The sequence below is a fragment of the Pseudomonas sp. P9_31 genome (genome assembly GCF_034008235.1).
Classification (GTDB): domain Bacteria; phylum Pseudomonadota; class Gammaproteobacteria; order Pseudomonadales; family Pseudomonadaceae; genus Aquipseudomonas.
The window spans coordinates 2,535,046-2,549,429 of record NZ_CP125375.1 but is presented as its reverse complement, the minus strand read 5'-3'; the positions used below and the strand labels follow the sequence as shown (position 1 = coordinate 2,549,429).

At 60.4% G+C, this 14,384-nt stretch carries 6 protein-coding genes; all 6 read right to left on the bottom strand.

Annotated features, from left to right (window positions below; all coding sequences use genetic code 11):
- The 6 genes from QMK51_RS11475 to QMK51_RS11450 all read right to left on the bottom strand — a co-directional run bounded on the left by QMK51_RS11475 (position 1) and on the right by QMK51_RS11450 (position 14,331).
- Positions 1-2,304, bottom strand: a complete 2,304-nt coding sequence (locus tag QMK51_RS11475; RefSeq protein ID WP_320394104.1) for a condensation domain-containing protein — start codon at positions 2,302-2,304, stop codon at positions 1-3.
- The gene (locus QMK51_RS11470) at positions 2,301-3,833 is read right to left on the bottom strand and encodes an HAL/PAL/TAL family ammonia-lyase (RefSeq protein ID WP_258700201.1); all 1,533 of its coding nucleotides are present in this window, start codon (positions 3,831-3,833) and stop codon (positions 2,301-2,303) included. The genes QMK51_RS11475 and QMK51_RS11470 overlap by 4 nt, the downstream gene beginning before the upstream one ends.
- Positions 3,833-8,932: an AMP-binding protein gene (locus tag QMK51_RS11465; RefSeq protein WP_320394103.1), complete on the bottom strand. Its 5,100-nt coding sequence runs from the start codon at positions 8,930-8,932 to the stop codon at positions 3,833-3,835. The genes QMK51_RS11470 and QMK51_RS11465 overlap by 1 nt, the downstream gene beginning before the upstream one ends.
- Before the next feature lie 240 nt (positions 8,933-9,172).
- Entirely contained in the window at positions 9,173-10,018 is an 846-nt protein-coding gene (locus tag QMK51_RS11460) for a pentapeptide repeat-containing protein (protein ID WP_320394102.1), read from the bottom strand.
- 1,002 nt (positions 10,019-11,020) lie between these two features.
- A complete protein-coding gene (gene asnB / locus QMK51_RS11455; RefSeq protein WP_320394101.1) occupies positions 11,021-12,883 on the bottom strand; it encodes an asparagine synthase (glutamine-hydrolyzing) in 1,863 nt (620 codons plus the stop codon).
- Between the two features lie 32 nt (positions 12,884-12,915).
- Positions 12,916-14,331, bottom strand: a complete 1,416-nt coding sequence (locus tag QMK51_RS11450; protein WP_258700197.1) for a condensation domain-containing protein — start codon at positions 14,329-14,331, stop codon at positions 12,916-12,918.
- Positions 14,332-14,384: the final 53 nt, after the last annotated feature.

Genomic DNA, 14,384 nt, shown 5'->3' with positions numbered 1-14,384 from the left:
TTAAAACTCCTTCGGCAATGGTTCGTGTCGCTGCGCTTGCGTCATCGCCACGAGTATTCGGCGCGGCGCGGTAAAAGGCTCCCGCCCATGAGCAGTCAAACGGTTGTCCAGCATCAACAGGTCATCCTTCTGCCAGTCGAAGGAGAACGACGCCGCGAGGTATGCGCGGCGTATCTCGGCAATCCATTGGGCCGGTATCGGCTGCCCGTTCCCCAGCAAGGTTTCCACCGCCTGCAGCTGGGACACATCAAGCTCAGCCGCCACCTCGCCCAAGGCTTCGGACAAGGCCGCGGGGTGAAAGAGCGCGGCGTGATTGAACCAGACGGCCTCACCGGTATCGGGATGGATCACCACCGCGGGCACCGCCAGATCGGCGACCAACTCATCCTGCGCGCCCTTGGAGAACCTATAGCCTTGCGCTGCGTATCGACTGTGCAAGGTGTCCAGGTCATCGACCGCGAACGCCTGCTGCCAACTCAATCCAAGCCCGGGTCGAAACCGCCGGCGATAAATCACCCCATGCCGTTCAAAAGCACCGCGGATCGACTCGGGCAAGAGGGCCAGAACCGCCCGACAGTTGGCCAGCGGAGTTCGTCCACCCTTGAGCGGTGGGGTTTCACAGAAAAAAAACACACGTGCTGGCCAGCTCGTGGCATAGGCGTTTTCGTTGTGAAAAAAAATTGGCTGGTCCGACGGGTACTCGGTGGAGGTATAAACACCAGCCGCCACTTCGGTCCTGGGCGTCGAGCGCTGCAGGTAGGGCAATGGTTCGCCGCCCAGCTGCTGCACCACCTGCGCGAACATCCCGCTGCCGCCAAGGTTGAACCCCCGAAACAGAACGGCACCGCTGCGAATCAGATGAGCCTCAAGCGCCATGCGCTCCCTGTGCACCCACTGGGCCAGGTCCACATCTGCGGACCGGCACTCGACCAGCGTGGGACGCGGGGCTGCCGGGGACGACGTGACACTGACCGGGTCGGCAGTCATATCGACACGCCGACGCGACGGCACGAATGTGGGGGGCGACGCCGTTGGCTGGACCGTCTCCAGAGGGGCTTCGGGCGAGCGGAGAATGCCATCCAGCATTGAGCAAAAACGCTGGGCCAGGAGTGCTGGAGCCAGCCTGCTGCGACTCGGGTCGATGGTGACGCTCCCGCACAACCCCTCACCCTGCTCCCACAACTCCAGCAATACCGGGAACTTCGGATCAGTGCCCTGGACCCCGGCCACCTCGACATCCAGCCCCTCCAGGTGCAGGGGATGACGCGGCATATTGTGCAAGACAAATTTACCTTCAAAGAGCTGGCCACCCGGCTGCTGGCTGGCTTCGACAATCAACGGGTAAGGCAGGTGCGCGTGCGCCAGCACATCAAGGCTCAAACGGTGGGCCTGCTGCACGGCGCTCACACCGTTCAGACCCGGGTTCATTCGCCAGCGCAATGGAATCTGATTGACGAACATGCCAATGACCGGCTCATAGGCCGGCTCGGTGCGACCGCTGAAGTCCGTCGCCAGCACTAGGTCGTCGCGCCCCGTGAGGGTGGCCATGGATGCCGCGAATGCGCTGAACCCCAACGCGAACGGTGAGACCTTCAGAGCCCGCGCAACCGACAGCAGCGCCTTGGTCGTCTGGCCATCCAGTTGCAATGCCTGTGTCAGCGATCGAGGTCCGCTCTGACTGGTCACCTGGGGGCTGCCCGCCAGTTGCAGGGACCAGAAGCGCTGCGCATCGTCCCACGCAGCCGTACCCACCCGTGCTCTTTCGGCACGCGCATGACTGATGGGCGAGGCGTTCAACTCAGGCAAGGGGGCCGAGGCTCCTGCCGCGTAGAGCGCGGACAGGTCATGTTCGAACACCCCCAGCGACCAGCCATCGACAATCAGGTGATGGGCGACGATCAGCAGCACATGCCGGTTCGGCCCCAGGTGGGCCAGGCGAACGCGAAACAATGGCGCGGCAGACAGGTCGAAGGGCAACTGCTGTTGCCGTTGCATCCAGTCGTGCAATTGCTCGGGGGCAACCGACTCAACCTGCAGCCGCGGCCCGCTCATGGCCAACACCTGTTGCTCAAGCCCCTGCGCAACGGCGACAAAGCAGGTGCGCAAGCCCGGATGACGTTGCACCAGCAGATCCAGCGCACGTTCCAGACGCGGGATATCCAGCGTGCCGTTCAGCTTCAGTGCCAGCGCTTCCTGGTAGGCCTTACCGGCACGTCCGATCGACTGCACGACCCAGAGCCCCTCTTGCACTGAACTGGCCGGCCCCCGCTCCTGCAATACCTGCGCTTCGTGGGCCTCGCTCATTGCAGCTGCATCTCGGCCAGTTGCCCGGCGATCACCGTCGAGTGCTGGCACAGACGTCGAGACTTGCTGATGAGGTCCGCCATCAGTTGATCCTCGGTGACGAACGGGATCTCCTCGCGCACCGCTGCATAAATCGCCCGCCCGCGCTCGGACAGTTGCAAGCCGGGATTCATGTCGATGGCCTGACATGCCGTCATCAGTTCGATGGCGAGGATGGTTTCACAGTTGTCGAGGATGGTTTCGAGCTTGTAGGCCGAGGTTCCGCCCATGCTCACATGGTCCTCCTGCAAGTGACAGGTAGGAATCGTATCGACCGACGCCGGATTGGAAAGCACCTTGTTTTCATTGAGCAACGCGGCACTGGTGTACTGGACAACCATGAAGCCCGAGTTGAGCCCCGGCTTGGCGACCAGAAAGCCCGGCAAGCCATTTTGGCCGGAAAGCAACTGGTAAGTCCGACGCTCCGAAATGCCGGACAGGTCGCTGATCCCGATGGCCGCGAAGTCCAGTGCGAACGCCGTCGACTGTCCGTGCAGATTGCCGCAGGTGAGAATTTGCCGGGTCTCTGGAAACACCAATGGATTATCTGAAACACTGTTGCATTCGTTGCCGATGACCGTCTCCAGATAACCGACCACCTGCCGCGCCGCACCATGCACCTGGGGCGCACAGCGGAAGGAGTACGGATCCTCCATCGCCGGGTTGCAATGCGCCAGATCCGCATGGTTGCTGCCCTGGGTCAGCGTGCGGATATGCCGCGCCACCTGCGAGCGCTCCGGATGCAGACAGGTCTTATGAATCTGCGGATCGATGAAGCTGCGAGCCGCGCTGAACCCCATCATGCTCATGGCCGCACACAGATCGGCCAGCGCCACCAGGCGTTTGGCCCGAACCGTGGCCAACGCCCCCAACGCATTGAGGTACTGCACGCCATTTGTCAGACAGAGGCCGTCCTTAGGTTGCAACGTCAAGGGCGGCAGGCCGATCTCGCGCAGGACCTCGCTCGAAGGGCGCAGCACCCCTCGATGCCAGACCTCTCCCAGACCGATCAGAGGCAAGAACAAGTGGGCCAAGGGAGCCAGATCGCCACTGGCACCGACCGTCCCTTTCTGTGCAATGGCACCTACGACACCGTGGTTCCAGAGATCGACGATCCGATTGACCGTCGACAGGCTCACACCGCTGTTGCCCGTGCGAAACGTCAGCAACTTGATCAGGGTGACCAAGCGACTGACCTCCTCGGGAACCGCCGGCCCTACCCCACAGGCGTGAGACTTGAGCAAGTTGTGCTGCAACGTGGACAGGTCGGCGGAGTCGATATGAGTCGTGCACAACGAACCAAAGCCGGTATTGATCCCGTAGTGCAGAGCATCGGACCCTGCTATCTCCAACACAAAGCGGTGGGCACGATCAATGTTGTCGACCACGCTTGAATCCAGTCGCAAACTACAACCACTGCGTGCGGCAGCCACCAAGTCCTCAGGGCTTAGAAAGTTGGCATCGATGACTATCGGGCGGGCTTGTGACATCAGTTGACCTCGGCTTGGCGTGTAGGCGTTAAGTGGCTATGCACAAGACTGGCAAGTGCTGAAACCGTGGGTTCTGCAAGAAACTGCGCCAGACCGATGGCGATCCCGGTTCTGGTCTTGAGCAAATTGAGCATTTGCATCGCGTGGATCGAATGCCCGCCCAATCCAAAAAAATCCGTATGCGCCCCTGGGACTTCCTCGTGCGGCAATACCTCGTGCCACAACGCGGCAATCGTCCCCTGCAGGAGCAGAAGATCCGGCGCTGAGCAGGCGTCCCCGACCGCTGCTTGCGGCGACGGGAGTTCGCAAGAGGCCAGCGCACGACGATCGAGCTTGCCGTTACTCGTACGCGGCAGATGGGAAACGACGACGATCAACGACGGCACCGCAGTCAAGGGCAGGTGATTGAGAACGAAGCGCCGCACTGCCAGGGGATCCACATCCTCGTGAGCCTCAACGTGGGCAACCAGCCGGGCGCTCCCGTCGACCTGGCGCAAGGCGGCGACAGCGGCATACACGGCGGGATGCAGAACCAGCGCACTTTCCACCTCCTCCAGCTCGATGCGTACCCCATTGAGCTTGATCTGATTGTCCTGGCGCCCGAGTACCTCGAGCACCGCGTCCGCGGTCCAGCGTCCAACATCGCCCGTGCGATAGAGCCCACGGCCATCAGCGGCGTGCGACGGCAGCAGGACGAAACCACCCTCGCCAATAGCGCCTGCATAACCATTGCTCATGTCTGCCGTGCGCAGATAGATTTCTCCTTGAACTCCGACAGGAACAGGCTGACCCGCCGAATCACGGACTTCGACCGTTCTCCCGGCAATCGGGCGGCCGACCGGAATGCGCAAGCGCTGCAGATCCGCGCTCGTGACCCGGTGCCAACAGGCCGCAACGGTTTCCGTGGGCCCATAGATATTGATCAATTTCAAGTCAGGTCCGCCGCGCTTGAGCAGCTCGGCGGCCAGCGCAAGGGACAGCGGCTCGCCTACCGTTGCCAGGGTTTTCAAGGCGCGAGGCCAACTGGCGGAGCCACGCAGCGCCTCGCCTAACAGGCTGGGTGTGATCTGCAAGGTGGTCACCGCCACTTCATCGAGCCATTGCAACAGCCGCCCGGGGGCCAGGTCCGCAGCCCGATCCGGCAGCACCAGCGTTGCCCCGTGGCACAGCGCGCCAAAAATCTCGCATAAGGCCACATCGAACCCCGGCGCTGCGATCTGAGCCACCCGGGCGCCGGGCACCATGTCCAGGGCGCTGACCTGCCACTCCAGAAAATGGCTGAACGTCGTGTGCAACTGCCGAACGCCCTTGGGTTGCCCGGTCGACCCCGAGGTGAAGATCAGGTAAGCGCCGCTGTCCACCGAGACCTCGGGCAAAGCCACGTGCTCAAGCGAATCCGCTGTTGCCTGGCGAGACGATGTCAGGCTGGCCAAGTCATCGACGCACAACGGCACCGCACCGCTGGACTGGCTCTCGAGCAGCACGTCGCTGGCGCTGAGCGCCAACAGGGCCTGCTGGCGCTTGACCGGCAGACCACTGTCGAGCGGCATGATCGCCGCACCGGTTTTCAGCCCCGCCACCAAACCGACCAGCCATTCGATCGGGCTGCCGCTGCGTACCGCTATCACCGTCGGCGTGGCCCGCTGCAGAATCTGCCGGGCAACCCGGTCGCTGTACTCGTCGAGTTGTCGATAACTCAGTGTTTCATCGGCTGTTTGAATCGCCAGCGAATTGGGGCGGGACGCTACCCATTCGCGGATCATCGCCGGCAAGGCGTGAGGAGCTTTACTGATCCGTGGCGCGGTTTGCCATCCCCAATCGGCGTCGTGATCAACCAATGCCTGCAACGACGCCATTGGGCTCTCTGCCGCCGCGATGCTCATCCGCTCAAGGCATTGGGCAATCCGTCTCGCGGTCGCCGCGCTAAAGCACGAGGCGTCGACCCGGACCACGCCCTCTACTCCAGCGGCCGTTTCGCAGCTGATAATTTCAATGGGCTGTTCCAAGGTATAGGGTCCCATGCCATTGGACGACAGCGTCAACTCGCCCACCTGCACCTGACTGCGCTCATCACGCAAAATCAGTCGCCCCCACTGCTCCGGCACATCCGCGACAGCGGCCACATGCACCGCCGCGACCTCAAACAACGACCCCACATCGGAGCGTTCCTGACGCCATTGGGAACCGATCTGCTCGAGCGAAACACTGCCATGCACGAAGGCCCGACCGACCTTGTGACCGACGCGGCCGGCTGCGTCGATAAAGGACTGAGCTGGCGCGAGTTCAGCCCTGATCGGCGCCACCCTGATGCCGTAGCCTTGCCGAGCTCCCGGGTCATCGCTGACAGGCACACCGATGACCGCGTCCCAGTTCCCAGTCCAGCGCCCCAATACTGCGAACACGCAGGTCAGCAATGACACAAACGGGGTCTGCCCGGTGGCCTGGCCCAAACGGTTGAAAACCGCTTGGGTCAAGGTGAACGGGATGCAATGAGGGAGCGTCGGCTGCGCTGTGCCGCAGTCCCGTGGCAGCTGGGTCGGATTGAGCGTCGCCAGATCGCTACGCCAGTACGCCAGATCGGCCTCGGCGACTGGCGCCGCCGCGGGCTGGCGCGGTGCCGGGTTACGACTGGACGGCTGCAGCAGATAACGCGCGATCCAAAGCATGCTCCAGAAGTCGACCGCGATGTGATGCACCCTCACCAACAGGGTGTCGACAGCCTCATCCTCAGCGTGGATCCGCACCAGTTGCAAAGGACCTTGCGTGAGGTCAAAGGACTCGGCACAGCATCGGTGCAGCAACGAGGCATGCCCGTCAACATCTGCCGGCCCGGCGATACTCGTAACCGGAACAGGCGCCAGCGTATCGACAAAGACTACCTGCGGCCCCGCGGGTGTTGCATCGACCCGCAAACCCAACGCACGCAATTGGTTGGGCAACTCGACGGCGAGCGCTGTCAGATGATCGATCGCCTGCACCGGGCCACTCACCGCCAGGGCGAGTGCATAAGCACCATCGCCCCGCTCTACTCGGCGCTGCAGGATCGAACGTTGCCCGGCGAGTAGTGCGACATCCGTCGCGCATGTCGGTGACGGTGTGGGGGGCTGCTGTTTGCGTAACCAGGCGCTGAACTCGGCCAGGCTCCATCCGTCGTACAACGGGGCCAGCGAAATCCGGATACCGGTCGCCTGGGCCATTCTGGCAAACAGTTGCGTGGCTGCCAGGGAGTTCAATCCAAGTGCCAGCAGCGGCAAGTCCGCCTCGGGACGAGTCGGCAAACTGGCGGCAATGGCACACAGCTCTGCCATGGCCCCCATGACCATGCCTTGCGTCCCCCTGGCACCGAGGGTCTGGGCCAGATGGGCCAGCGCGGCATCCAGGCTGTCACCCACGGCGGGCGAGAGCCAGACCGCACGCACCCGGTATTCGTTCGCAAGCATTTTGCGCAGGGCTTCGGCGCGTTGAATCTTGCCGCTGGTGGTGACACTGATATCCGCCCTGGCCACCCAAACGATCGCCCCCAGCGGGTGCTCACAGGCTTGGGCAATGGCTTGAGCCAAACTCTCTGGCGCAATCTCCGGCGCGAGCAGTGGCAGCTCCACAATCAGCACCAGCTGCTCGGTATCCAATGCCTGATGAGAGACATGCCCCATGCACAGGCGAAACTGCTCGCTCGTAAGGGCCACCGCGACCACTCGCGTCTCGGCCAAGAGCGGGTGCGCGTCGCGAGCGACGTCTTCGATATCTCCCGGATAGATGTTGCGCCCCGCGATGATCATCATGTCCTTGAGACGGCCCGTGACGTAGAGCTCATCCTTGGACAAGAAGCCAAGGTCGCCGGTGCGCAGATACGGTACGTCCGGATCGCCCGCCAGGTGTGCCCCGAAAGCATCGTTGCTGGCCCCCCAGTAGCGGCTCGCGACATGTTCGCCCGCGACCCAGATCTCGCCGATGCGCCCTTCGGCCAACGGCGCCAGGTCGTTCGGATCGACGATCCGGATATCCGCCCCCGGGGCCACCGCTCCGCTGCTGATCAAGGCGGTAACCGGCAGTCCGGCCACCGGGTCGCGGGCTTGCCCGCCTTCCAGCGCAACACGGCAAAAACGTGAGGCCTTCACCCGTGATTGCTGCCTGTGACCGGCGCTGAGCAAGGTGGTCTCCGCGAGGCCATAACAGGGCAACCAGGCGTCAGGATCGAAGCCATAGCCCGCCATGGTCGCGGCAAAACGCTCCAGGGTGGCGGCTCTCACCGGTTCAGCGCCGTTGTATGCCACGCGCCAGGAAGACAGATCGATCCCTTGAAGCCGTTGCGGATCGTCAATGGTGGCGCAAATCCGATAGGCAAAGTCCGGAGCACCGCTGGTATGGGCGCGATAATCCGAGATCATTTTCAGCCATCTTTCCGGCCGATCCTGAAATGCCTCGGTGGGCATCAAGACGGCCTGCGCCCCAATCAGCAACGGGTGCAAGGCCGCGCCCACCAGCCCCATGTCATGGAACAACGGCAACCAGCTGGCGAATCGGGTGCTGCTGTCATGCCCGAATACGGAAGCGATCATCTCTGAGTTGGCCGCCAGCTGCCTGTGCGTCACCACAACGCCTTTGGGAGCACTCGTCGAACCGGAGGTGTACTGGATAAAACAGACATCCTGCGCGCTCGCGGTGAAAGGCGGCACGGGCGCGCCAACCAGTTCATCAACCGCGATCAGCATTGCCGTGGTCCGTGTGTCGTGATGCCGGGCGACGCTGCTGGTGTCGCTGAGCAATAGCGCAAAAGGCTGACAGTCGGCCAGTACATGCTCCAAGCGGCCTCGACGGCGACCATTGACCGGAACAGGCACGGCAATGCCGCCAGCGTGCACGATGGCCAGAAAGCCACGAATGAACTGGGCCGGATTGCCGCATGCCAGAACAATCGGCTGGCCCGGCAGTAAGCCCCGAGCCAGCAGCCCACCAGCCATCTCGCAGACCTGCCGGGCCAGCACCCTGTAGGTCGGGCTGTCGACCTCGACACCTTGTGTATTCAAAAAGCGAAACGCCACCTGATCAGGCACTGAACAGGCGTGACGAGCCAGGACTTGCGCAAGACTGGTGGGCAATGTTCGCTCCATATTCCGAATTCCGTTTCAAACACCCGAAGCGTCTGCTGCGAGTTATCTCAGATGACCCCTGTCAGAAACAGAAATCAGCAAAAAACCCTTCAGAAGTCATGACCCGCTCTATCGGATAACTGCTCACTGCGACGACTCATTGCAAAAACAGATGTCTACGTGGTGCGGACCCCGCCCGGCCTCATCAGAAGCCGGACGGCGTTTAGGCTTTAAACCACCAAGCAGCTATCAGGCGTTGCCGCCACCGCCACCGCCACCGTCTTTCGCTACGATGGAATTGTTGAACAGACTCATGACGCTTGCGGACTGGCTGCCTTCGACCACACCCAGAGTCAGGTGCTGTACCAGCAGCTCATCGAGTTGAGCCCCCTTCACACCGGCACCGGCGAACATTGCACCGGCCCATTGCGCACCACGCAGATCAGCGCCATCAAGGCAAGCCTCTGCCAGGATGGCGTCGCCCAGATTGGCACCACGCAGGTCGGCGCCACGCAGGTTGGCAAAACGCAGATCTGCACCGCTCAAGTCAGCACCGGACAGGTTGGCGCCAATCATCACGGCCTGGCCCAAGAAAGCCTTGGTCAGGTCAGTGCTGCGCAAGTCCGCGCACTCAAGGTTGGTACGGCAAAAATTGCCGCCCACCAGAGAGGCATGATTGAGATCGGCCGAAGCCAGCGAAGCGTCAGAGAAATCCGCCCCGGAGAGATCCGCATAAGACAGATCGCTTCCGGCTGCCGAAGAACGGCGGAAAGAGGCCTGTTGAGCACTCACGCCGGACATCAGGGCCGCATTGAGTCGGGCATCTTCAAAGACCGCACCATTGAGCTTGGAGCCCGACAATGTCGCACCTTCGAAACTGCTACCACGCAATACCGCCTTCGATAGATCGGCCTCGGAGAGATCGGCACTGGCGAAAACGCTCAACTCGAAACGACCCTCGGACAGATTGGCCTGCGAGAGTTTGCTGCCACTCAGATCACTCGAACGCAGACGCAGACGGGATAAATCCGCACCGCTGAAATCCTGCTCCGAAAGATCATGCCCCTCTTTCTGACGGGCAGCGTTTTGTCGCAAACAGGCAGCACGATAAGCAACGGGGGAGTTTGAAACTTCTGACGTATTACTCTCTTGCGCTTGTATGACTGATTTCAAATGCATAGTTGTCTCTCCTCAATGGTTTGAGACGGCGTTGAAACGAAAGTTAAATACAGAGCAGACCTCGTCCAAGTAATTCTGTACAAAATTCAATGCAGGACATGAGGCTTGAAACAACGTGCGGGATATCTCGCCTGCTAGGTTGTAGACAATGGATCCAATTCTGTCAAACACCTGGAATGCGAATTATTTGCTGTAGACAAAAAAATCATTTGTAAACAGCCACCTGTCTATTTCAAGGCTTAGCAGCTTCTAGCCGCCTATTTCTCCACGAAAAAAGTCCAAATCAAGACTCGACCCGGGGAAATTCTCCTCACGTTCAAGTACTCGCCAGCCTGACGTTTGCGCTCGGCAACCCGCTGAAAAAAAACCATCTCGGAACACAAGAGCGCGGCATCAGACGATTAAGCCCCGCCCTATTACAGAGACTTTCAAGGGCACTTGCGCATTCTTGGTCAGAATAGGAATTTACAAAATAACAACAATTAAAGAGCGCGCCTTTTCGGATAAATGTATAAGCGCTATTTATTAGACGCCCACAGTCCGCCTTGACCGATATTTCCCGGATAATCCGGGAAATATCAGCGTCAATAGTTGAATTCGTCAGCATCAGACTTACCGTCTGTTGCAACCTGGTCTCAAGACAGCACCCTGACGGCGGCGGTCAATGCCGTGGCCAGGAAACCTCGATAGCAGACTTCAACAGACGATCATTGAGCGCCGGATATGTATCGTCGATGGGGTCTAGGCGACGGGCGAGCTTGCAGCCTCTGACGCATAACCTTCTGCGTCTGTACAACTGGCTTCAAATACATGGATGTCTCTCCTGACGTGATGACTCAAGGCGGCGCGGAGCCAACAAGCGCACCTCGTACAGATAGTTTCGTGCGGCGACCTGTCAGGGCTGACGGTGCCCTTCCTCTACAGCCCTTTGATGTCGAACTTCTCCAGCAAAATCGAGAATGTCAGCGCAAACAGCAAAATGTCATCGTCAGCATGGGGATTGGCGCCGACGGGGGCGTTCTTCTGTCGTTGCAGTTCGTCCGCGATCGCCGCGGGATCGAAAAAGCCTTCCCTGGCAATGCGCTCAGGCGAAAGCGTGTCGTATATCCACTCTTTGTTTTGCGCGAGCAGAAAACTGGAACCGGGTGCCCGGAAACCAAACTTCTCCCGCTTGATAATGGCTTGAGGCACACGCCCGACAGCGGCTTGTTTCAACAGATATTTCTCGTCCATCCCGTTGAGCTTCAAGTGCGGTGGCAGCCGGCGCAACAAATCGACCACATCACGGTCCAGGAATGGAAAGCGCCCCTCGATGGAGGACACCATGTTCATGCGATCGCCGTGATCGCCGAGCAGATGGTCCGCCAGCCTGAGCTTGATATCGAGATAGGAACGCTGGTTGACCGGATGACGTCCCAGCACTTTGGAAACGTCGATAACGGGCCTCGACAGGCAATCTTCAGCGAGCAGGCTCTGTTCCAGTTCCCGCGATAGAAAACGCCTGCGAAAGTCACGATAACCGCCATAGTGACGTTCGTAGCGCACGGCACTGCTGCCCCACAATCTCTCTCGTGCAAAGGCCTCCTCCTGGCTCAGCTCTTCAAGACCCCGTTGCCGACTGAAGGCGTCGAAACGATAGCCCGGGTAGCCGGCCAGCAATTCGTCCGCGCCCTCTCCGCCCAGCACCACAGGAATGCCATGAGCCCGAGCGGCCGCGGACATGGCCATGGTGCAGGTGTTATAGGTCTCTTTCACCGGGCATTCGCTGTGCCAGACCATATCATGCAGAAGATCGGCAATGCGTTCCTGCTCGAAGGGGATTTCGATGTGGCGACTGCCCAGCTGGCGCACCATCAACGTCTGATAGACGCGCTCGTTGATAGCCCTGTTCTCGGGGAAGACAACGGAAAAGGTGGTCAGCTCATGCTCGGGGGCAACGGCTTTTACCGAGGCGGCCAGGAAAGAAGAATCAAGACCGCCGCTGAGGTAAAGGCCCACTGGCACGTCCGCACGCAGCCGACGCTTGACTGCCGCGTCGAACAGCCCGAGAAACTGCTCGACGACGGCCCCTTCGTCAATGACCTGCGACTCCGCACCTTGCATCGGGTAGTCCATGTCCCAAAAGGCTTCTTGCGTGATCTGAGTGCCGTCGACAACCAGCCTGTGCCCTGCCGGCAAGCTGTGCACATCCTTGAACAGGGTCCGGGGGCTCACCAGCCCCGGAAAGCACAACACCTGGTCAAGACCGATGGGATCGATCGCCCGACGCGCAGCCGGGTGTTGCAGGATGGCCTTGATTTCGGAAGCAAACACCAATGTGTCGCCGAAGACCGCGTAATGCAGCGGGGTGATGCCCATGGGGTCCCGAAACAACCATAACCGGCCACTACGACGATCCAGCAGCGCCAGAGAAAACTGGCCATTGAGGTGCTCGGTCATGTCCGCGCCGAATTCCTCGAACAGGTGCAGGACCACCTCCATGTCCCCTTTCGTCCGGAAGACATGACCGCGAGCCGTCAACTGTTCGCGCAGCTCGATATAGTTGTAAATTTCGCCGTTACCCACCAGAGCCAGGCTCTGGTCTTCGTTATAGAGTGGTTGCTCGCTGCCTCCCGGGTCGATGATCGACAGGCGCCGCATACCAATGGCCCGACCTCCTTCCACCAGGGTCCCCTGCGCATCGGGCCCGCGATGAATCAATGTCTGCAACATCCTGGACAGCACACCGGGGTCGGCGCTGACCTGTCCGGATAAATCCATGAATCCAGCAATTCCACACATACGGCAAGTGCCCTCAAACGAATGACTGAGACCTAAAACTCTGCATCCAGATCATCGTTGAATGTCGTGACGATCGGCTCGACCTCCATCGAGAGTTCAGAGACGAGTTGATCGGGGTCGGTAATGATCGAAGTGAGCAGGCGATGATAGTTATCCGCAAAACGCTTGCAGGTTCGTTCATCGAATAAATCGCGACGATATCCGAGCCAGCCGGTAATACCTTCAGGCGACTCATAAAACTCGATCAGCATGTCGAACTTGACCGACAGGCTGCCGGCCGCGAACGGCTCGATAAGCAGACCTGGCAAGTTGAGCGACGGTTTTTGCGTGTTTTGCAGGATGAACATCACCTGGAACAGCGGACTGCGAGAGGAGTCGCGATCGGGATGCAGGGTTTCCACCAGTTTTTCAAAGGGCATCTCATCGTGATTGAAGGCTCCAAGCGCAGACTCGCGAACACCCTGTGCGACTTCGCGAAAGCTCATGTCCGGCCACACGGCGGAAGTGATCAACAGCGTATTGGCAAAGAAGCCAATCAGGTTTTCAGTCTCTGCGCGCACCCTGCTGGCAGTGGGCGACCCCACCGTGATGCTGCTTTGCAGCGATTGACGATGCAGCGCGACACAAAAAGCCGCGAGCAACATCATGTACAAGGTCACCCCGCACTCCCGAGCGCAGGCATTGATGCCATCTGCCAGGACGCGATCGAAAAGAATGTATTCAAACCCTCCCCGCTCGGTGGTCGAGGCCGTCGGCAGTCGATCGAAGGGCAGCACCAGATCTTCAACCTGCTTGAGCCGTGGCCGCCAATAGGCCATTTGCTTGTCCATTGCCGGGCCGTTCAAGCGGCCTATCTGCCACTCCACAAAGTCCCCGAAGCCGACCTCAAGTGGCGGCAGGTCGGGTTTCATGCCAAGCACCCGTGCCGCGACGAAGGCGGAAAAATCCCGGGCGAAGACGCCCATGGACCAGCCATCACTGACGATGTGGTGCATATTGATCAACAGGAAGTGATGATCGTGCGCCATTCTCACCAGCGACAGGCGCACCACCGGCCCGCGACCCAGATCAAAAGGCCGGTCGGATATTTCAAACAGCAGCTCACGAGCCCGGGCCTCCATCTGCTCGTCACTCACACTCGACAGGTCAACGACCTCGATCGCGCAATCCGTCTGCTCGTTCACGATCTGTACCGGCCCTTCCAGCGTGTTGAGGAAGGTCACCCGCAAGCTTTCATGCCGGGTGATGACATCCTCGAAGGCGCCCTGAAACACTTCAAGATCCAAGGGACCGCGCAGGCGCACACACTCAGGCATGTTGTACATCGTGCTCGCAGGGTTCAATTGGTAGATATACCAAAGGCGCCGCTGGGAAAATGACAGGCTGAAGCGGTCGCTTCTCTCGCGCCGCGCAATCTTCACCCGCTGGGCTTTCAGGCGCTCGCTCACGGCGTCGAGAAACAGACGTCTTTGCGCCGGGCTCAGCGCCCGCAACTTGTCCT